Source organism: Pontibacter sp. GD13, assembly GCF_058216355.1.
In genome coordinates, this window is the sequence record NZ_JBYZMQ010000002.1 from 1 (window position 1) to 18,298 (window position 18,298).

Below are 18,298 nucleotides of genomic sequence, written 5' to 3' on the forward strand. Positions count from 1 at the left end.
TTTCGTTTTACATGGCCAGTAGCTCACTTTTCCACCAAAAACCGCCTATATCTGCAAAAAACGCCTTTTTTTTGCCTTTTTGCCTTTTATTCTTTATTGCAGTTTTGTTTTACCCCCTATATTACCTGGGTGTTTTACAAAAGGTGGTTTATGGTATTGCCTGGGTCATGTCGAAGGGCATGCGCCTGTCAGGCGCAGAGAGCCTGTCAGCCGCGGGTAACATCTTCCTGGGCCAGACAGAGGCTCCTTTATTGGTTCGCCCCTTCATTGCCCGCATGACGCGCTCAGAGCTGATGTGCCTGATGACAGGGGGGATGGCCACGCTGGCCGGCGGGGTGCTGGCAGCCTACGTTGCCTTCCTGGGAGGCGATGACCCGGCGCAGAAGGCGATTTTTGCGGCCCATTTGCTTACCGCTTCTATCATGAACGCGCCGGCCGGCATCGTGCTGGCTAAAATACTGATACCGGAAACAGAACCGGAAAAAATACACACCGAACTGGCCGTGAACGACGAGCAGTTAGGCGTTAACCTGGTTGATGCCTTGTCGCGTGGAGCTGCCGATGGCCTTAAGCTGGCTGCCAACGTGGGTGGTATGCTGTTAGCTTTCATTGCCGTTATCGCGCTGGTAAACTACCTGCTAACAGACCTGGTGGGCGACATGACAGGCCTGAACGAATGGGTAATTGCCTCCACCGACGGTCGTTTCTCCGGATTCTCGCTGCAATACATTTTAGGCCAGATTTTCAGGGTTTTTGCCTTTATCATGGGCGTTCCGTGGCAGGATTCGCTGCTGGTAGGCAGTTTACTAGGGCAGAAAACCGCCATTAACGAATTTGTGGCTTACCTGGACCTGGCAGAGATGAAAAGTGCGGACCTGTTGGGGCCGAAGGCGCTCATCATGTCCACGTACGCTTTGTGCGGCTTTTCTAACTTCAGCTCTATTGCCATCCAGATTGGCGGGATCGGTAGTATGGCCCCAAGCCAGCAGGGCAACCTGTCCAAGCTTGGCTTCCTGGCCCTGCTCGGTGCCTCCCTGGCCTGTATGATGACTGCCACGGTATCGGGCATGCTCTTTGGCCTGAACTAGGCTCTTCTATACTTTTCCTCCCTACATGCAGAAGCGCCTCCCGGATAAACCAGGAGGCGCTTCTGCATGTAGGGAGGAAGGCCTAGTTGCGCTCTGCGTGTCCTTCCTCTTCCTCAATTTTTTTAGCATCGCGCATCAGGCGGTTTGCAAAGATAAAGTTATTCAGCTCTTTTACATCAGAGTCCATGATATCGTCCCGGTTACCTTCCCAAAGTTTTCTGCCTTCGTACAGAAACATGATGTTATCGCCGATTTCGATCACGGAGTTCATATCATGCGTTACCACAATGGTGGTGATGCCGTACTCCTCCGTGATCTCCTTAATAAGCGCGTCTATCTTAATGGCTGTAAGAGGGTCAAGACCAGAGTTCGGCTCATCGCAGAAAAGGTAGGTGGCATTGGGGGCAATGGCCCGTGCTATGCCCACGCGCTTCATCATACCCCCGCTAAGCTCAGAGGGCATTTTATCGTTTGCATTCTCCAGCCCAACGCGTTTCAGGCAAAAGTTTACCCTGTCCATGCGCTCGTCCTTGTGCATTTTAGAAAGCATTTTCAGCGGAAACTCTACATTCTGCTCCACCGTCATGGAGTCGAAGAGGGCAGCCCCCTGGAACAGCATGCCGATTTTACGGCGGATCTCCTGCCGTATATCCAGCTTGTTGTTTGTAAAATAGGTGCCATCGAAGGTAACACTGCCAAGGTCAGGTTTAATTAAACCGACAATGCATTTCAAAAGCACGCTTTTACCTGTACCGCTGGCCCCTAGCAACAGGTTGGTTTTGCCGGTTTCGAACACCCCGCTGATACCATCCAGCACCTTCTTTCCGTTAAATGATTTGTGTATATTGTGTATCTCTATCATTGGATTCAGTTAATGTGCCTCAGGTAGCAATACGAAAGTATACTGCAAGGGGCTAAAATTATACTAATGCCTTTGTCTGTCTCAGAGCAGCAACTGCGCGCAAACGAAGTCGGCGATCAAAACAGCTATCACACTGTTGGTTACGGCGGTTGTACTGGCAGCACCCACTTCCAAAGCGCCTCCTGAGGTGTAATAACCCCTAAAAGATGAAATAGAGGCGATCAGGTAGGCAAACACGACAGATTTTATCAGTGCAAACACCACATTGTAGGCAATAAAGTCCTCGCGTATACCCGAGATATACTCCTGTGAGGTAAGCGCCCCGGTTACTGTGCCGGCAACAAAGCCCCCGCCAATAGACAGAAACATGGCCAGCACCACCAGCATAGGGAACACCAACAGGGCCGCCAATATCTTGGGCAGCACCAGGTAGGAGGCCGAGTTGATGCCCATCACCTCCAGCGCATCCACTTGCTCCGTTATCTGCATAGTGCCCAGACCACCGGCGATGCTGGAACCTACTTTGCCTGCCAGCACAATGGAGGTGATGGTGGGGGCAAGCTCCAAAATGGTCATCTCACGTACCATAAAGCCAATAGTGGAGTTCGGGATAAAGGCACTTGTCAGGTTATAGGACACCTGCACGCAGGTTACCGCGCCAATGAAGGTGGACACGATAGCGACAATAAAAATTGAGTTGATGCCAATAAGTATGGCCTCGTCTATCGTTCTGTTAAAAATGATCCTGGGCGATTCGCTGCGACTAAATAAGCTCGATATGAAGAGCAGGTACTTTCCGAAGTGTTGCAACATAAAAGGTCTGGTGCTAGTTTAAAGCGTGTTTTTAAACAAAAATAGGGTTTTAATACCTATCTTACGTTTAAAATCGCAAAACATATAAAACGATACATATTTATGCAACAATACATTTTGGTGACAGGTGGAACGAAGGGGATTGGCCGAGCTGTAATTGAGCAATTCGCCAAAGAAGGTTTTCAGATTATCACCTGTTCCAGAAACGAAAAAGACTTGAAGAAGTTAAAGCTGGAGATCGAACAAAGCTATACCTTTTCCAAGGTCTTTTACCAGGAAGCAGATCTAAGCGACAGAAAATCCTTAAAAGCGTTTACAGAGTACGTGCAAAAGCTGGGGGTAAAAGTAGATGTACTGGTCAACAACAGTGGCCTTTTTGTGCCGGGCAAAATTCAGGAGGAAGATGACGACGCGCTGCCTTTCATGATCAACACCAACCTCTACAGCGCCTATTATATCACGAAGGCTTTTATTGGCGACATGATCAAGCGCCGTTCAGGACATATTTTTAACCTGTGTTCCACGGCCAGCATTACGCCTTATATCAATGGAGGGGCGTATTGTATTTCAAAATATGCCCTGTATGGCATGACAAAGGTCTTGCGTGAGGAAACAAAGGAACATAACGTGCGGGTAACGGCCATACTTCCGGGGGCTACTTTAACAGCCAGCTGGGAAGGAGTAGACCTGCCACCGGAGCGCTTTATTAAAGCCGAAGACGTGGCTATGGCAATTTACAACGCCTACATCCTGTCAGAGAACAGCGTGGTGGAGGAAATGCTGATCAGGCCACAATTAGGGGATATTTAAATTTCATGCATCTGTATGATCGCTCATTTACGCGCATTCTCATGCAACACTAAAACCTAAAAATATGAACTTAGAAGGTAAACTAGCTGTGGTAACCGGCGTCAGCAAAGGCATTGGCCTGGCTACCGTTAATACATTGCTGGAAAAAGGGGTTATTGTAGCAGGCTGGGGCCGCACAGCGCCCCCCGTCGAACACAAGAATTTCCATTTTTTTGAGTGCGATGTGCGCTACAGCGAGTCAGTACAGCGGGCATTTGACCAGACGATCTCGCACTTGGGCACGCATGTGCAGGTGCTCATCAACAACGCAGGACTGGGCGTGGCGGGGCTGCTGGAAGACATGAGCCTGGACGACTGGCACACAATGTTTGAAACAAACGTGAACGGCATCTTTTACTGCACCCGCCTGGTACTGCCCGGTATGAAGGAGCTGGAAGAAGGGCACATCATCAACATCTCCTCGATAGCCGGCACCACCGGAATCGAACAGATGGCGGGCTACTGCGGCAGCAAGCATGCGGTGCGGGGTATCTCGCATGCACTCTACAAGGAGGTGCGCAACTATGGCGTTAAAGTCACCTGCATTTACCCCGGCTCCGTGCAAACCAACTTTTTCGATAACATCGAGAGCGTGACAGTGAACGAGAACATGATGCGGCCCGAGGACATTGCATCCACCATTTTGCATGCCCTGGAATCGCATCCCAACTACCACCACGTTGACATTGAGGTGCGCCCGCTCATGCCGAAGGGCAAGGCGAAGAAATAACGTGGAATCTGGCAGTGCTTTTGTAGTTTTGGGGCCGGATAAAAGCACAATCCCTATTCATTCATCTTTATACTTTAAGAAGGTTGTCAGTTGAAGTAAAAAACCTGACCAGGCTATTTGGTACACAGCGCGCCGTAAACGATATTTCGTTCACGGTGGAGCCGGGGCAGATATTGGGTTTCCTGGGTCCGAACGGGGCCGGCAAGTCCACGACCATGAAGATTGCCACCTGCTACCTGCCCCCATCCTCTGGATCGGTGCTGGTAAACGGACACGATGTGGTGCAGGAGCCGATGGCCGTCAGGCGCCTGGTCGGCTACCTGCCCGAGCACAACCCCTTGTACCTCGACATGTACGTGCATGAGTACCTGCATTTTGTGGCTTCCATTTACGGCCTGAAGGGCAGTTGGGCAAAAGCGCGTGTGCAGGAGATGGTGGAGCTGTGCGGACTTACACTGGAGCAGGGCAAGAAGATCGGCGCCCTCTCCAAAGGCTATCGCCAACGCGTGGGCCTGGCGCAGGCGCTGGTGCACGACCCGAAAGTGCTGATCCTGGACGAGCCCACCACCGGCCTCGACCCCAACCAGATCGTGGATATCCGCGCCCTGATCAAGCAGATCGGCCAGGATAAAACCGTTATCTTCTCTACGCACATCATGCAGGAGGTGGCCGCCATCTGCGATCGGGTAGTCATCATCAACCGGGGCGAACTGGTGGCCGACAGCGACGTGGCCGCTTTGCAGGCCGGGGGTAAAGCTGAGAAAACAACCCTGGTGGAATTTGAACAACCTGTCGCGCTGGATATCTTACAAAGTATACCGGGCGTGCTGCGCGTAGAGCCGGCAGCGGCCAGCACATACCGCATCATCTCCAGGAAAGAGGCCGACATCCGGGCAGATGTTTTCCGGCTTGCCGCCCAGCACAACCTGCCGCTGGTAGGCCTGCGCCAGGAGGAGAACTCCCTCGAGAAAATTTTTCAGGAACTCACCAAACAAGGATAAATCTGAAAGGCTCAAGTATGACGCGCGCACCGAAGGCTACTGTCAATGTGGTGTTTCGCGCTGCTTGATGCTTTGCAATTGAAATAAAGACAAATGCTCCCGATACTCAAAAAAGAATTTAACGGCTTCCTCAATTCGCTGATCGCCTACATTGTGCTTGCGGTGTTCCTGGTCGCGACCGGAATGTTTATGTGGGTCTTCCCGGAAAGCAGCGTGCTGGAATACGGGTTTGCCGATATGCAAACCCTTTTTAACATGGCCCCCTGGCTCTTTCTGTTCCTGATACCCGCCATCACCATGCGTACCTTCGCGGAAGAAAAGCGGGAAGGGACGATGGAGCTGTTGCTCACCAAACCCATCTCGGACCTGGGGCTTATACTTGGCAAGTACTTTGCCGCCCTGCTGTTGGCACTGTTCGCCTTGCTGCCCACTTTACTCTATTATTACACGGTGTATGCGCTGGGCAACCCGCAGGGAAACATCGATTCGGCGGCGGTGGTGGGTTCGTACCTGGGCCTGGTTTTTCTGGCGGGTGTGTTCTGTGCCATTGGCGTTTTTGCCTCTTCGGTTTCCAACAACCAGATCATTTCCTTTGTGGTGGCCATTTTCCTGTGCTTCATCATTTACACCGGCTTCGATTCCATTGCCACCGTGCCGGTTTGGGGCAGTTTCGGCTACCTCATTAGCCAGCTGGGCATTGCCTACCATTATTCGGCTATCAGCAAAGGACTCGTCGACTCGCGCGACGTGCTTTATTTTTTAAGCGTGATCGCTGTGATGTTACTGGCCACTAAACTTGTGTTGAGGAGCAGAAAATGGTAACCGGACAAAACAAGAACAGGCGCAACCAGGATATACTACGCTTCGTTGGCTGGCTGGCAGCCATCGTGCTGCTGAACATACTGGCCGCCAATTACTTCCTTCGGCTTGACCTGACCGAGGACAAGCGCTACACCATCGCCCCCGTAACACGGCAAATGCTGCAGGAACTACCCGGCGAGGTGGTGGTGGATGTATACCTGGAGGGGGAGTTCCCGGCCGGTTTCCGGCGGTTGCAGCAGTCGGTAAAGGAAACGCTGGATGAATTCAGGATCTACTCCGGGGGCAACCTGCGCTACAATTTTATAGACCCCAGCGAGATAAGCGACGAAACGCAGCGCAATGCCTTTATTACGGAGTTGGCCAAGAAAGGGATCATGCCGACAAACCTGCGGGCCACCGAGGATGGCAAGCAGGTGGAGCGCCTGGTTTTTCCGGGGGCCATTGTAAAGTATAAGGGCGAGGAAACGGCTGTAAACCTGCTGAAGGGCAATCTGGCGGCCACGCCTGATGAGCGCCTGAACCAATCTGTGGAAGGGGTGGAGTATGCGCTTGCCTCCGCAATCCGTAAAATGGCCTTCCGGGGCAACCGGATCATCGGCTACCTGACAGGGCAGGGGGAGCTGGAGATGCAGCAGGTAACCGATTTTTTGGGCACATTGCAGGAGTATTACCGCGTGGCCCGTGGCGAACTCTCCCAGATACCCTCACTGGAAGGGCTGGATCTGATCATCGTGGCCAAACCGACAGTGCAGTTCACGGAGGCCGACAAGTATAAAATTGATCAGTTTATCATGAACGGGGGCAAAGCGGTCTTTTTTGTGGATGCCCTCAACGCCAACATGGACAGCGTGGGGGCAGGGGGGATGTTCGCCATCCCCTACAACCTCAACCTCGACGACATGTTGTTCCGCTACGGGGTACGCCTGAACCCCACCCTGATCATGGACCTGAATTCAGGTTTTATTCCGGTGGTAACCGGGTATATGGGCGAGAAGCCACAGACAGAGATGCTCAACTGGCGCTTCTACCCCTTGCTCAACAAGTTTGCCAAGCACCCCATCACACGAAACCTCGATGCGGTATACGCTAAGTTCATCGGCACCATAGACACGGTGCGGGCAGACGGAATAAGGAAAACGCCGTTGCTGTACACCTCCAAATATTCGCGGGTGTTACAGCCGCCGGTGCCCCTCACCCTGGAGGAAGCGCGCATGGAGGTAAAGCCGGAGCAATACCAGGCAGGGGAGTTGCCGGTGGGCTACCTGCTGGAAGGCAAATTTACCTCCTTGTTTAAGAACAGAAGAGCGCCCCAGGGAGAGGCTGCCGCGCAGGTGAAGGAGCAGGGCGTAGCAACAAAGATCGCGGTTTTCTCTGATGGCGACCTGGTGCGCAACGAGGTGAACCCCCGCACAGGGCAGGCTTATGAACTCGGTTTTGACCGTTTTAATAACATTACCTTCGCTAACAAAGAGCTGGCCGTGAACACCGTGAATTATTTGTTAGACGCGGAGGGGCTTATCAACGTACGCAGCAAAGAGATACAGCTTCGTCCGTTGGATAAGGTGCGGGTAAAAGAGGAGAAAACCTTCTGGACTTTGCTGAACCTGCTGGCCCCGATCGGGCTGCTCGTGCTCTTTGGGCTTGTGCGTTATTACCTGCGCAAGCGCAAGTATGCCCGTTTTTAGTATTCTTATGCCCTGTGCCGTTAATTCCCGAAAAAGCACTTGGCAAAGTGGTAGCATAAATGCGAAATATTAATAACTTTGTCCTAATAACATTATAGGTATAATAATGAAATTCATCGTCTCTTCCTCTGCTCTCCTGAAGCAGTTATCCAGTATAAATGGAGTGGTTACCAATAACCCGGTAGTTCCTATCCTTGAGAACTTTTTGTTCGAGATAAACGACAGCACGCTCACCATTACAGCCAGCGACCTGGAGACATCCATGATCACGGAACTGCACGTGGAAGCGAAAGAGAACGGCCGTATTGCCGCTCCTGCCAAAATCTTGCTGGAGACGTTAAAGAACCTGCCGGATCAGCCGGTGACCTTCACCATCGACGAGGAGACGTACACCATCGAGATCAGCTCTTCTAATGGCCGCTACAAGCTGTCAGGCGAAAATGCAACCGATTTCCCCCGCGTGCCCATCGTGCAGGGAGCCAACGCCATCGATATCCCATCGAATGTGCTGGCGCGGGCCATCAACAAGACTATTTTTGCCGTAAGCACCGACGAGCTCCGTCCGGCCATGACGGGTATCTACGTGCAGCTGCGCAACGATAACATCACATTTGTGGCCACTGACGGGCACCGCCTGCTGCGCTTCCGCCGCACTGATATTTCTACAAGCCAGGAAGCATCGCTGATCATTCCTCGCAAGGCCTTTACACTGCTAAAGTCTACGCTGCCTTCCGAGGCCACCGCCGTGCGCATGGAGTTTAACCAGTCTAACGCCTTTTTCAGCTTCGACAACATCCGCATGATCTGCCGCCTGATTGACGAGCGCTACCCGGATTATGAGAATGTGATACCGGTTCAGAACCCGAACAAACTGGTGATTGACCGCCAGGACCTGTTAAGCTCGGTGAAACGTATTTCCATCTACTCTAACAAAACAACGCACCAGATCCGGCTGAAGCTGAATGGCTCTGAGATGCAGGTATCTGCCGAAGACCTTGACTTTTCGAACGAAGCGAACGAACGCCTTTCGTGCCAGTACGAGGGAGAGGACATGGAGATTGGCTTTAACGCCAAGTTTCTGATGGAGATGCTCAATAACCTTGATTCTGATGAGATCACCTTTGAGCTCTCAACCCCGAACCGCGCCGGGTTGCTGATGCCGATCGTAAACGAAGACAATGAAAATGTTCTGATGCTGGTGATGCCGGTAATGCTGAACAACTACGTATAGGAAGTGTGTTTCTCCTGTTGCAAAAAGGTGAGTCGTAACGGCTCACCTTTTTGTTTTTACCCCCTCACGTATAAGACCTCATGAAACAAGACTTTGCCACTATAAAGGCTTTGCTGGATAACCGGGTTGAAAAGTATAACCGGCCCGGCTTTATACCCAACGACCCGGTTTCCATACCACACCGTTTCATCAAAAAGCAGGACATCGAAATCAGCGGTTTCTTTGCGGCCATCCTGGCCTGGGGCCAACGGAAAACCATCATCAACAACTGCTTCAAACTGATGGACCTGATGGACAACGCTCCCCATCAGTTTATCCTGCAGCATGAGGAGCAGGACCTGCGCCGGTTTCTGGGTTTTAAGCACCGCACCTTTAACGACACCGACCTGCTGTACCTGCTCCACTTTTTCAGGTGGTACTACAGCCGGAACGATAGCCTGGAAACCGCTTTTACCGGACAAAATAACGAGCTGACTTCGCAGAAGCAGCGGCTGGAGTATTTCCATAACCTGGTCTTCAGCCTGGATGATGCCCCGCAACGGACCCGCAAGCACATTGCCACCCCAGCCCGTAAGTCAGCGTGCAAGCGCCTGAACATGTACCTGCGCTGGATGGTGCGGAAAGACAACGGAGGCGTGGATTTCGGCATTTGGGATACCATGCGCATGAGCGAGCTGATCTGTCCCTGCGATGTGCATGTGGAGCGCGTAAGCCGCAAACTTGGCCTGATCACGCGCAAAGGCATGGACTGGCAAACGGCAGAGGAGTTAACCGACCACCTGCGGGCTTTCGACCCGAAGGACCCCGTAAAGTATGATTATGCCTTGTTCAGCCTGGGCGTGGATGAGAAGTTTTAGGCATGTCGCTTGTTCCCTCCCTCTAACTCACCAGCTGCCTGAAGAGCCTTTCCAGGGTTTGCTGCGGGTCGGTGCACAGGCCCGGGTGAACCGGTGAGGTCTGGACTACGGTGCTGCGGGTAGCGGTTAGCCAGCGGAACCGTGAGGCGATCGGCAGGCTGCCGATGGTGCCACCCTCGCGCCGGCCCTCGCAGATGCGTTCAAAAGCCCGGAGGCGCTCCAGCAGTTCTTCAGGGTCCAGGGTATCAGAAAAGGCGCACAACCGGGTAGGGTTAAGCGTATACATGGTTTTCAGGAAGCCCTTGGAGGCACAGTAGAGCACTACACCCACGTTGAGGAACTCCTCCCGCTCCACGCAGGGCACCACGCGAATCACAGCGTATTCAAATAAGTGCTTTTCTTGCATCTTGCGCTTCTTTTATAAATATTTCAGTATGGGCCAGGCGGGTTTCTAAAAAGCTGCTGTACACCTGCCGGTGTTCCTGCGTTGTTTCAAAAGGGGAGTCGATGGTTTGCAGCCACTCCTCCGGAATCAGGGATACGATGGCGCGGATGCGCGCCGGTGTAAGTATGTGACGGAAGGCGGCATCTACGGCAGGCAGTTCGCTGGCCTGCGGTAACAGCACATGGTCTTTTACCTGCACAAAAGGCCGCTTGGCTTGCTCCTGCCAGTTATAGTCGCCGTGATGAAAATAAAGAGAGGCACCGTGGTCGATCAGCCAGAGTTCTTTGTGCCACATGAGCATGTTGGTGTTGCGTGGGGTGCGGTCTACGTTGGTGATGAGGCAGTCGAGCCAGACGATCTGAGAGGCCAGGGTCGGATCAATTCTTGTAACCAGGGCATCAAATGTAATGGCACCCGTCAGGTAGTGAAGGGCCAGGTTTAGGCCCTCGCTGGCGCGCAGCAGGTCCTGGATCTCCTCATCAGGCTCGGTGCGGCCAAAGGCTTCATCGAGTGTAGCGAAGACCAGTTCCGGCACCTTTAACCCCAGGGTGCGCGCCAGCTCGCCGGCAATCAGCTCCGCTATCAGGGCCTTGATTCCCTGGCCTGCCCCCCGGAATTTGAGCACATACAAAAAATCATCGTCGGCCTCTACAAGGGCTGGCAAAGAGCCGCCCTCGCGCAATGGCGTTACATAGCGTGTTACCTCAACGGTGCGGAGCTCTGGGGGTATGTTCTTCAGCATGCTGCGTGAAAATAAAGTGTTTAAAGAAAGGCAAGGGCCATTTAACTTCCGCTAGTGTCAGGGGCGGTTAACAGCGACTTTTGCATGCACACACTGTTCGCTACGCCTGCATACTGGCCGTAGTTAGGGATTAAGTTATAGCCGGATTTCTGGTAGAGCCGGATAGCCTCCGTCTGCTTGATGCCGGTTTCTAACAGGCAGGCTTCAAACCCCAGCTCCCGGGCCCAGTTTTCCAGCTCGTGCAGCACCTGCGAGGCAATGCCTCTGCCGCGGTGCGGCACGGACACAAACATACGCTTTACCTCGGCAAGACCGGCGGTATATGCCTTAAAGGCGCCGCATCCCACGGCTTCACCTTGCTGGTAGGCCACCACCACATGCCGAATGCTGTCCAGCTTGTTGAACTGGGCATAAAAGGGATGCTCGTCGCCATCTTTCTGCTCCAGGTCCTGGTCGAGCAAAGCCACCAGCCCATGAAAATCAGGGTTAGCTGCGTCGGTTCTTAAAAGGGTGAGCATGTGTGTATCATTTGTCTGGTGAAATTAACCTACCGCGATCTTCAGCACCACCTTGCGCACCCTTTCTTCCGTGGCCATTGCGGCGTGCGCATCATCAGGATAAAAAATGGTGAAATAACCGGCAGGCACATCGAACCAATTTCTGGTTTTATCCGGGAAGAAAGCGGCGTCGCGCTCGGCGTTATACGGCTCGCTTGGCTCGCTGCACAGTGCCAGGGTTTTCCAACCCATGTGATCGGTGCCTGAGATGACGTACTGAATGTCGATGTATTTGCGGTGAGCCTCCAGTTTGGCATCCTGTTCTGGTATGCCTGTGCCATCTGAGATGATCGCAAAAAGCTCGCGGCCCATAATGGCCTGCTGCCCAATGGCAAGGTTCTTTAGGTCCGCCTCCTGCAAAAACCTAAAGGCGCGCTCGAAAAGTGGGTGCAGGGTGTGGTAGCGATTTGCGTTTTGTAGTTTGTCTAAAATCATGCTGTTGGTTTCGGGTTAGGCGTTACTTACAGGTTTTACGTGTTTTCTGGCAATCAGACAAAGTTAAGACCACCTGACAGCTATACTTACCTTTTTCCGGGCAGCAGGCTGAACATGTAGGCCGTTGCAATTTACACGCGTAATGTTGCCTGATTCGTGTGCCGGAATCGAACGAAACAGGCGCGCAAACTTGTTATAAAATGCTAAATTTGCCGTAAATTAAAACTTAACATTGATCTATCCCGAGAATTTTGAAATAAAAATTGGATTTGCGCAGGTGCGGGACATGCTTTCTGAGCTATGCCTGAGTCCGTTAGGCCGCCACTTTGTTGGCCGCATGCACTTCTCTAACCGCCACGACCTGGTGGAACGCCTGCTGCAACAAGCAAACGAGTTTAAGCAACTACTGGAATCCGATGCCGCTATTCCGCTGCAGCACTACTTCGATGTAACTGCCTACCTGGACAGGGCCGTGATAGAGGGTGCTTACCTGGATGTGGTGCATTTCTTTGAGATCAAGATGTCGCTGCGCACTATTCGCGACTCGCTGCGCTTTATTTCTGAGGCTGAGGAGGGCACCTACGAGGCCTTAAAGGCATTGGGCGCTAACGTGCTGATCGAGCGCTCCCTAATGGCTGCACTGGACAAGGTGGTAGACGATGCCGGTGCCGTGCGCGACGATGCCACACCCGAGCTGCAGCGCCTGAAGCGTGACCTGATCGCGCAGCAGGCCATACTTCGGAAGCAGATACAGTCCATCATCCGGCATGCCAAAAACGAAGGCTGGACACCCACTGATGTGGAGCCTACGATTCGTGGTGGGCGTTTGGTGATACCGGTTATCGCGGAGCACAAGCGCCGCCTGAAAGGGCTGATACACGACGAGTCGAGCACAGGCCACACGGTGTACATCGAGCCGGAAGCCATCTTTGAGCTCAACAACGACATCAAGGATCTGGAGAATGGGTATCACCGGGAACTGGTGCGCATCCTGATCGGGCTTACAACAACCTTGCGCCATCATGTGCCGGAGCTGCGCAAGGCTTACCAGTACCTGGGCCTGCTAGACTTTATCCGGGCCAAGGCGGCTTTTTCGCGCAGGATAGAGGCCACAAAGCCCGCACTGCAGAAGTACCCGCACATAAACTGGAAACAGGCCACGCACCCCCTGCTGTACCTGGCCCATAAGCAGGCCGGCAAACCTACGGTGCCCATGAACCTCGAGCTAAACCACGATCAGCGCATGCTGATCATATCCGGCCCCAATGCCGGGGGAAAATCGGTTAGCCTGAAAACAGTGGGCCTGCTGCAGTACATGTTGCAGTGCGGCATGCTGATTCCGGTGGAAAGCAGCTCGGAGGCAGGTATCTTTCAGGATATCTTTATTGATATCGGGGATGAGCAGTCGATCGAAAACGACCTGAGTACTTATAGCTCGCACCTGACCAACATGAAGAAATTCGTGACCGTTGCGGATAACAAGAGCCTGGTGCTGATCGACGAGTTCGGCACGGGCACTGAGCCCGTACTGGGTGGGGCCATTGCGGAGGCAGTGCTGCAAACACTCAACGAGAGCAAGGTATACGGTGTGATCACGACGCACTATACCAACCTGAAAAATTACGCCGAGCGCACGGCGGGCATTGTGAACGGTGCCATGCGCTACGATCATAAAAACTTGCAGCCGCTTTATCAACTGGAAATAGGAAAGCCAGGGTCCTCATTTGCCATCGAGATCGCCCGGAAAATTGGCTTGCCAAAGCATATCGTTGACAAGGCCAGCAGCCTGGTGGGAAAGGATAAGATCCGGTACGATCGGTTGCTGGAAGAACTGGAAACAGAGAAGCAGGAGCTGGAGAAAAAATTACAGGAGTCTGCCAGGCTGGAACTGAAGCTGAAGCGCAATGTGAAAGAATACAACGACCTTAAGAACTACCTGGAAGAGAGCAAACAAGATATTCTGCGCGAGGCCAAAGGCAAAGCCAAGTTGCTGCTGAAAGACGCCAACCAGAAGATCGAATCCACGATTCAGCAGATCAAGCAAAGCCAGGCAGAAAAGGAGCAGACCAAGGAAGCCCGAAAAGAACTGGAGAGCTTTGCGCAGGAAGTACGCAAAGAAGCGCCTCGCCCAGCGCACAAGCGCATAGCGAACGCAAGTATCAAAGAGGGCGATAACGTAGCTCTGATCGGCCAGAACTCTGTAGGCCAGGTGGTTAGTATAAAAGGCAAGACGGTGGAAGTGCTTTTTGGGGGCCTGAAGACGATCGTGAAGATAGACAATCTCGAAAAAATTGAGGGACAGGTATCCACGAAACCAAAGAGCGAGAAAAACCCGTCAGGCAACGGTTATTCGCGCGGCATGAACATGACACAGCGCATGGCCGATTTTACGACTACACTGGATGTACGCGGCGAGTATGCCGAAAATGCCCTGACAAGGGTAATGAATTTTACGGATGAGGCTATTATGCTGGGCATCCCTGAGATCAAGATCATCCACGGCCGCGGAAACGGTGTGTTGCGGCAGGTGGTGCGCGATTATTTGTATGCAGTATCTGAAGTGGCGAGCGTAGGCTATGAAGAGGAGGAGCGTGGCGGTAATGGCGCCACCATTGCCGTTCTGAAGTAAAACCAAGTATAAACTAACAATAAAACAGGCAGGGCTCCATCCGGAGCCCTGCCTGTTTTATAAGTAATGCTTAGATCTTAGTCTTTTACCAGCCGCAGTTCTATTGTCGCGCTGTCGCCTGTGTCCGGGTCTTCCTCCACCCATTTCAGGTCCAGGTTGGCGGCAGTAAGCCTTAAGATATCAATTGTCAGTTCATCGGGGGTGCCTTTGTCCACCACAATTTTTTGTTCGTCGGCGGTAAACTCCCAAGTGCCATTGTCTGAGTCGCCACTGATGGTTATCAGGTATGTGCCATCGGTTTTAAAATTCCAAGAGGTGTTATCGATATCGATAAAGCTGGTTACGTCGTCACCATCTATAAAAAGTCGGTTGCCCTGCCAGATGTCGGTTGTTAACAAAGCGGTTCTGGTCGGCTCTTTGTCCTTGTCGTCTTTCCCACAACCTGTAATGGCAGCGGTCAGGAATAAGGCAAAGAAGAAAGCAAGTAGTTTAAATCTGTTCATATGACAGTGGTTAAAATTTTAAGCAGTTTTGTATGGGGAATTTTAAGAATAACCTTACTGAAGCGCTTTATTTTACGAATCGAACCTCTGCATCGAATATTGCACCCTGAAAGGGAATCTTGGCTGTAAAATCAAGGTTTTTGTCCGTTAGCCGCATCACATTCACCTCACCGTACAGGTCGAAGGTCATCTTGGATTCATCCTCATTAAATTCCCAGGTACCGCTTTCCGACTGAGTACCCTCGTTGTTCTCGTAGGTGGCGTCGTAGGTATTGTTTCGGTTAAACTTCATGCGGGCCGTTTTAATCCGGCCTATCTCACTGATCACCTCCTGCCTTTCAGACACGTCGATGCCATTTACGGTTACCTGGTCTCCCTTCCATTCCTCGGCTACCAGGATATCGGTTTTAGTGGGCTCCCCATCTGATTTTTTATCACAGGATGTAAGGACGAAAAAAAGGAATAGCAGGAAAAAGTATGGGTGTAGTTTTCTTAAGTTCATAGCTGCAAGTTTAAGTTTAATATATAGCGCAGTCATCAAAAATTGGTTGAGGCAAAACGCAGTTATTTTTCAATCTGGGCTGAAAATTACAAAATATTCACTTCCGCACTAAGCCTGATGCCGAACTTGCGCTCTACCGAGTCGATGATATCGTGGGCAAGCTGCCGGACCTCATCGCCTTTCGCGCCGCCATAGTTGACCAGCACCAAGGCTTGGTTCAGGTGCACCCCATAGTTGCCCAGCCTTTTGCCTTTCCAGCCGCATTGCTCAATCAGCCAGCCGGCTGGCACCTTTACCGTGGTCTCGGAAACCGGGTAAGAGGGAATGGCGGGGAACTGAGCCTTTAACTGCTCAAACTGCGCCAAGGGTATCTCTGGGTTTTTGAAGAAGCTGCCTGCATTCCCGATCTTTTTCGGGTCGGGCAGCTTGCTGCTGCGGATGTGGCATACTGCTGCACTCACGTCCTGTATCGTGGGCTGGTTTACCTGCATCTCCTGTAGAGTGCTGGTAATTGCCCCATAGCTGGTGTTCAGGTGGTGCTGTTTGTGTAGTTTAAACGTAACTGCTGTTACAATATACTGCCCTTTCAGGGTGTTCTTAAACACACTTTCGCGGTAACCGAACTGGCATGCATTCCCGTCAAAAGTATGGAGCTCGCCGGTTTCGATGTGTACCGCCTCCAGCTCATGGAAAACATCCTTCAGTTCTACGCCATAGGCCCCGATGTTTTGCAGGGGCGCCGCCCCCACGGTTCCCGGTATCAGCGACAGGTTCTCCACGCCCCCTAGGTTATGCTCTAAAGTATACAGCACGAAACCATGCCATACTTCCCCACTGCCAGCCCGCACATAGGCATGCGTGTCATCCTCACGGAGTATGGTTATGCCTTTAATTGCGTTCAGAAGGGCTACACCATCATAATCCTGCGTAAAAAGCACATTGCTGCCACCCCCTAAAACAAGCTTTTGCTCTGCCTGCAGCTCGGGCATTTGCAAAAGCTCCTGTAACTCCTGCACTGAGCTAAAGCGCACAAAAAGCTTCGCTTTTACATCGATCCCAAAGGTGTTATAGGGTTTAAGCGAGTAGTCTGACTGTATGATCATGGGACGTAATTTTAAGTAAAGATAGGGAATTGGCGTGAGAGCGTTAAAACGTTTAATATGCAAATGCGCTTGAAAGCTTGGTTTCAAGTCAGCAGATGGGCCATAGGCAGGGGCTTGATCTTAAAAGCAGCTGCCCTGCAACGGCAATCTGCTCATGCAGCTATCTTAAAATACAAGTCCTCCACGCTATAACTTTCTAATTTCTTATCTTTGCGGCATCTTTAAAGAACAGTGTATGGCGAAGAAGAATACGGACGGAAATTTTAACATCACCGTCACCACCCTGACAGGCTTAGAGGAGGTGTTGGCAGCGGAATTGCGTGCCCTGGACATGGATTATATTAAGGTGGGTACGCGCGCCGTGACTTGCTCTGGCAATTTGCGGCAGCTCTACGAGGCCAACATGTGGTGCCGCGCCGCCATCCGTATTCTGAAACCGATCCGAATTTTTAAGGCCCGTGATGAGAAGGACCTTTACGAGCAGGTGCAGAAAACGAACTGGGCCGAGTATTTAGACGTGTCCCAGACCCTGGCCATAGATGCCGCCGTGAGCCATTCAACCTTCGAGCACTCACTGTATGTGGCCCAACTCACCAAGGATGCCATCGTGGACCAGTTCCGGAAGGCCACCGGAGAACGCCCTTCCGTAGACCTGGTGCGACCAGATCTGCGACTTAACCTGCACATGCACGAGAACATGGTCACGCTCTCCCTGGATTCTTCGGGAGACTCGCTGCACCGCCGGGGCTATCGCCTGCAAACCAACGTGGCCCCGTTAAACGAAGTGCTGGCTGCCGGCATCATCGGCTTGTCCGGGTGGGATGCCAAGTCTACCTTCATCGACCCGATGTGTGGCTCCGGTACCTTGTTGATAGAAGCCGCCATGATGGCCCAGAACATAGCCCCTGGTCTGTACCGCCGCGACCCCTTCGGGTTTGAGAAGTGGAAGGACTATGACGCCAGCCTGCTGGAAATGATCTGGAAAACAGCTGAGGTGAAGGCCGCAGAGAAGCCCAGGGCGCAGATCATCGGGTATGACATTGATGCAGATTATGTGGAGGCGGCACGCAACAATGTGGCCAACGCCGGCCTGGAAGAGGTGATCACCATTCAGGAGGCCGATTTTTTCCAGACAAAAGCGCCATCGGAGAGCGGTGTGCTGGTCATGAACCCGCCTTACAACATCCGTATTCAATCCGATGACATTGATACGCTCTACAAAAACATTGGGGATACCCTAAAGGCGAACTATCAGGGCTATGATGCCTTTGTGCTGACCGGTAACCTGGAGGCGGCAAAGCATGTTGGACTGCGCGCTTCCCGGCGCATCCCGTTATACAACGGCTCGATAGACTGCCGCCTGTTAAAGTATGAATTGTACCGGGGCTCACGCAGAAGCGAGGCCGGTGGGCAGGTGGAAGACAAGGAGGCCTAAAGCAAGAAG

18 protein-coding genes and 1 pseudogene are annotated in these 18,298 nt (G+C 52.3%); 10 read left to right on the forward strand and 9 right to left on the reverse strand.

Annotated elements, in window-relative coordinates; translation table 11 throughout:
- Positions 1 to 86: 86 nt before the first annotated feature.
- A pseudogene (locus tag AC4BAN_RS03545) lies at positions 87 to 1,088 on the forward strand (NupC/NupG family nucleoside CNT transporter); the annotation flags it as partial.
- Positions 1,089 to 1,170: 82 nt separating this feature from the next.
- Here the strand turns inward: AC4BAN_RS03545 and AC4BAN_RS03550 are convergent.
- Both AC4BAN_RS03550 and AC4BAN_RS03555 read right to left on the reverse strand, forming a co-directional pair.
- Positions 1,171 to 1,950 carry an ABC transporter ATP-binding protein gene (locus AC4BAN_RS03550; RefSeq protein ID WP_490562992.1) on the reverse strand — a complete coding sequence of 260 codons (780 nt, stop codon included), beginning with the start codon at positions 1,948 to 1,950 and terminating at the stop codon, positions 1,171 to 1,173.
- An 81-nt stretch (positions 1,951 to 2,031) separates the two neighbouring features.
- The gene (locus AC4BAN_RS03555; protein WP_490562993.1) at positions 2,032 to 2,763 is read right to left on the reverse strand and encodes an MlaE family ABC transporter permease; all 732 of its coding nucleotides are present in this window, start codon (positions 2,761 to 2,763) and stop codon (positions 2,032 to 2,034) included.
- 102 nt (positions 2,764 to 2,865) lie between these two features.
- Between AC4BAN_RS03555 and AC4BAN_RS03560 the strand changes: the two genes are divergently transcribed.
- The 7 genes from AC4BAN_RS03560 (at position 2,866) to AC4BAN_RS03590 (ending at position 9,938) form a co-directional block, all read left to right on the forward strand.
- On the forward strand, positions 2,866 to 3,573 hold the full coding sequence (locus tag AC4BAN_RS03560; protein WP_490562994.1) for an SDR family oxidoreductase: 708 nt from the start codon (positions 2,866 to 2,868) through the stop codon (positions 3,571 to 3,573).
- 64 nt (positions 3,574 to 3,637) lie between these two features.
- A complete protein-coding gene (locus AC4BAN_RS03565; protein ID WP_490562995.1) occupies positions 3,638 to 4,342 on the forward strand; it encodes an SDR family oxidoreductase in 705 nt (234 codons plus the stop codon).
- 83 nt (positions 4,343 to 4,425) lie between these two features.
- Positions 4,426 to 5,343: a gliding motility-associated ABC transporter ATP-binding subunit GldA gene (gene gldA, locus AC4BAN_RS03570; protein ID WP_490562996.1), complete on the forward strand. Its 918-nt coding sequence runs from the start codon at positions 4,426 to 4,428 to the stop codon at positions 5,341 to 5,343.
- Between the two features lie 93 nt (positions 5,344 to 5,436).
- The gene (gene gldF, locus AC4BAN_RS03575; RefSeq protein WP_490562997.1) at positions 5,437 to 6,165 is read left to right on the forward strand and encodes a gliding motility-associated ABC transporter permease subunit GldF; all 729 of its coding nucleotides are present in this window, start codon (positions 5,437 to 5,439) and stop codon (positions 6,163 to 6,165) included.
- Positions 6,159 to 7,850, forward strand: a complete 1,692-nt coding sequence (gene gldG, locus AC4BAN_RS03580; RefSeq protein WP_490562998.1) for a gliding motility-associated ABC transporter substrate-binding protein GldG — start codon at positions 6,159 to 6,161, stop codon at positions 7,848 to 7,850. The genes gldF and gldG overlap by 7 nt, the downstream gene beginning before the upstream one ends.
- A gap of 106 nt (positions 7,851 to 7,956) precedes the next feature.
- On the forward strand, positions 7,957 to 9,081 hold the full coding sequence (gene dnaN / locus AC4BAN_RS03585; protein ID WP_490562999.1) for a DNA polymerase III subunit beta: 1,125 nt from the start codon (positions 7,957 to 7,959) through the stop codon (positions 9,079 to 9,081).
- A gap of 80 nt (positions 9,082 to 9,161) precedes the next feature.
- Positions 9,162 to 9,938 carry a TIGR02757 family protein gene (locus AC4BAN_RS03590; RefSeq protein ID WP_490563000.1) on the forward strand — a complete coding sequence of 259 codons (777 nt, stop codon included), beginning with the start codon at positions 9,162 to 9,164 and terminating at the stop codon, positions 9,936 to 9,938.
- A gap of 22 nt (positions 9,939 to 9,960) precedes the next feature.
- Here AC4BAN_RS03590 and AC4BAN_RS03595 read toward each other — a convergent pair whose 3' ends face one another.
- The 4 genes from AC4BAN_RS03595 to AC4BAN_RS03610 are packed head-to-tail and all read right to left on the reverse strand — an operon-like array spanning position 9,961 to position 12,117.
- Positions 9,961 to 10,344, reverse strand: coding sequence for a DUF3037 domain-containing protein (locus AC4BAN_RS03595; RefSeq protein ID WP_490563001.1), 384 nt, complete (start codon positions 10,342 to 10,344; stop codon positions 9,961 to 9,963).
- Positions 10,322 to 11,125: a HipA family kinase gene (locus AC4BAN_RS03600; RefSeq protein ID WP_490563002.1), complete on the reverse strand. Its 804-nt coding sequence runs from the start codon at positions 11,123 to 11,125 to the stop codon at positions 10,322 to 10,324. Before AC4BAN_RS03600 ends, AC4BAN_RS03595 begins: the two co-directional genes overlap by 23 nt.
- A gap of 41 nt (positions 11,126 to 11,166) precedes the next feature.
- A complete protein-coding gene (locus AC4BAN_RS03605; RefSeq protein ID WP_490563003.1) occupies positions 11,167 to 11,643 on the reverse strand; it encodes a GNAT family N-acetyltransferase in 477 nt (158 codons plus the stop codon).
- A 24-nt stretch (positions 11,644 to 11,667) separates the two neighbouring features.
- Positions 11,668 to 12,117: a NanQ anomerase/TabA/YiaL family protein gene (locus AC4BAN_RS03610; RefSeq protein WP_490563004.1), complete on the reverse strand. Its 450-nt coding sequence runs from the start codon at positions 12,115 to 12,117 to the stop codon at positions 11,668 to 11,670.
- A 232-nt stretch (positions 12,118 to 12,349) separates the two neighbouring features.
- Here AC4BAN_RS03610 and AC4BAN_RS03615 point away from each other — a divergent pair, with 232 nt between their 5' ends.
- Positions 12,350 to 14,746, forward strand: a complete 2,397-nt coding sequence (locus AC4BAN_RS03615) for an endonuclease MutS2 (RefSeq protein ID WP_490563005.1) — start codon at positions 12,350 to 12,352, stop codon at positions 14,744 to 14,746.
- A 77-nt stretch (positions 14,747 to 14,823) separates the two neighbouring features.
- Here AC4BAN_RS03615 and AC4BAN_RS03620 read toward each other — a convergent pair whose 3' ends face one another.
- The 3 genes from AC4BAN_RS03620 to murB all read right to left on the reverse strand — a co-directional run bounded on the left by AC4BAN_RS03620 (position 14,824) and on the right by murB (position 16,854).
- Positions 14,824 to 15,249 carry a hypothetical protein gene (locus tag AC4BAN_RS03620; RefSeq protein ID WP_490563006.1) on the reverse strand — a complete coding sequence of 142 codons (426 nt, stop codon included), beginning with the start codon at positions 15,247 to 15,249 and terminating at the stop codon, positions 14,824 to 14,826.
- 67 nt (positions 15,250 to 15,316) lie between these two features.
- On the reverse strand, positions 15,317 to 15,751 hold the full coding sequence (locus AC4BAN_RS03625) for a lipocalin family protein (RefSeq protein ID WP_490563007.1): 435 nt from the start codon (positions 15,749 to 15,751) through the stop codon (positions 15,317 to 15,319).
- Positions 15,752 to 15,837: 86 nt separating this feature from the next.
- Entirely contained in the window at positions 15,838 to 16,854 is a 1,017-nt protein-coding gene (gene murB, locus AC4BAN_RS03630) for a UDP-N-acetylmuramate dehydrogenase (protein WP_490563008.1), read from the reverse strand.
- A gap of 235 nt (positions 16,855 to 17,089) precedes the next feature.
- Here murB and AC4BAN_RS03635 point away from each other — a divergent pair, with 235 nt between their 5' ends.
- Positions 17,090 to 18,289 (forward strand): THUMP domain-containing class I SAM-dependent RNA methyltransferase, encoded by a 1,200-nt coding sequence (locus tag AC4BAN_RS03635; protein ID WP_490563009.1) that lies wholly within the window; start codon positions 17,090 to 17,092, stop codon positions 18,287 to 18,289.
- The last annotated feature ends 9 nt before the right edge of the window (positions 18,290 to 18,298 follow it).

What these genes read in the sequence shown, in the direction of transcription:
- AC4BAN_RS03635 (WP_490563009.1), top strand. Translation starts at nt 17,090, where the DNA reads ATGGCGAAGAAGAATACGGACGGAAATTTTAACATCACCGTCACCACC.
- AC4BAN_RS03555 (WP_490562993.1), bottom strand. Translation starts at nt 2,763, where the DNA reads ATGTTGCAACACTTCGGAAAGTACCTGCTCTTCATATCGAGCTTATTT.
- AC4BAN_RS03590 (WP_490563000.1), top strand. Translation starts at nt 9,162, where the DNA reads ATGAAACAAGACTTTGCCACTATAAAGGCTTTGCTGGATAACCGGGTT.
- AC4BAN_RS03620 (WP_490563006.1), bottom strand. Translation starts at nt 15,249, where the DNA reads ATGAACAGATTTAAACTACTTGCTTTCTTCTTTGCCTTATTCCTGACC.
- AC4BAN_RS03550 (WP_490562992.1), bottom strand. Translation starts at nt 1,950, where the DNA reads ATGATAGAGATACACAATATACACAAATCATTTAACGGAAAGAAGGTG.
- gldG (WP_490562998.1), top strand. Translation starts at nt 6,159, where the DNA reads ATGGTAACCGGACAAAACAAGAACAGGCGCAACCAGGATATACTACGC.
- gldF (WP_490562997.1), top strand. Translation starts at nt 5,437, where the DNA reads ATGCTCCCGATACTCAAAAAAGAATTTAACGGCTTCCTCAATTCGCTG.
- AC4BAN_RS03600 (WP_490563002.1), bottom strand. Translation starts at nt 11,125, where the DNA reads ATGCTGAAGAACATACCCCCAGAGCTCCGCACCGTTGAGGTAACACGC.
- murB (WP_490563008.1), bottom strand. Translation starts at nt 16,854, where the DNA reads ATGATCATACAGTCAGACTACTCGCTTAAACCCTATAACACCTTTGGG.
- AC4BAN_RS03595 (WP_490563001.1), bottom strand. Translation starts at nt 10,344, where the DNA reads ATGCAAGAAAAGCACTTATTTGAATACGCTGTGATTCGCGTGGTGCCC.
- AC4BAN_RS03610 (WP_490563004.1), bottom strand. Translation starts at nt 12,117, where the DNA reads ATGATTTTAGACAAACTACAAAACGCAAATCGCTACCACACCCTGCAC.
- dnaN (WP_490562999.1), top strand. Translation starts at nt 7,957, where the DNA reads ATGAAATTCATCGTCTCTTCCTCTGCTCTCCTGAAGCAGTTATCCAGT.
- AC4BAN_RS03605 (WP_490563003.1), bottom strand. Translation starts at nt 11,643, where the DNA reads ATGCTCACCCTTTTAAGAACCGACGCAGCTAACCCTGATTTTCATGGG.
- AC4BAN_RS03565 (WP_490562995.1), top strand. Translation starts at nt 3,638, where the DNA reads ATGAACTTAGAAGGTAAACTAGCTGTGGTAACCGGCGTCAGCAAAGGC.
- AC4BAN_RS03560 (WP_490562994.1), top strand. Translation starts at nt 2,866, where the DNA reads ATGCAACAATACATTTTGGTGACAGGTGGAACGAAGGGGATTGGCCGA.
- AC4BAN_RS03625 (WP_490563007.1), bottom strand. Translation starts at nt 15,751, where the DNA reads ATGAACTTAAGAAAACTACACCCATACTTTTTCCTGCTATTCCTTTTT.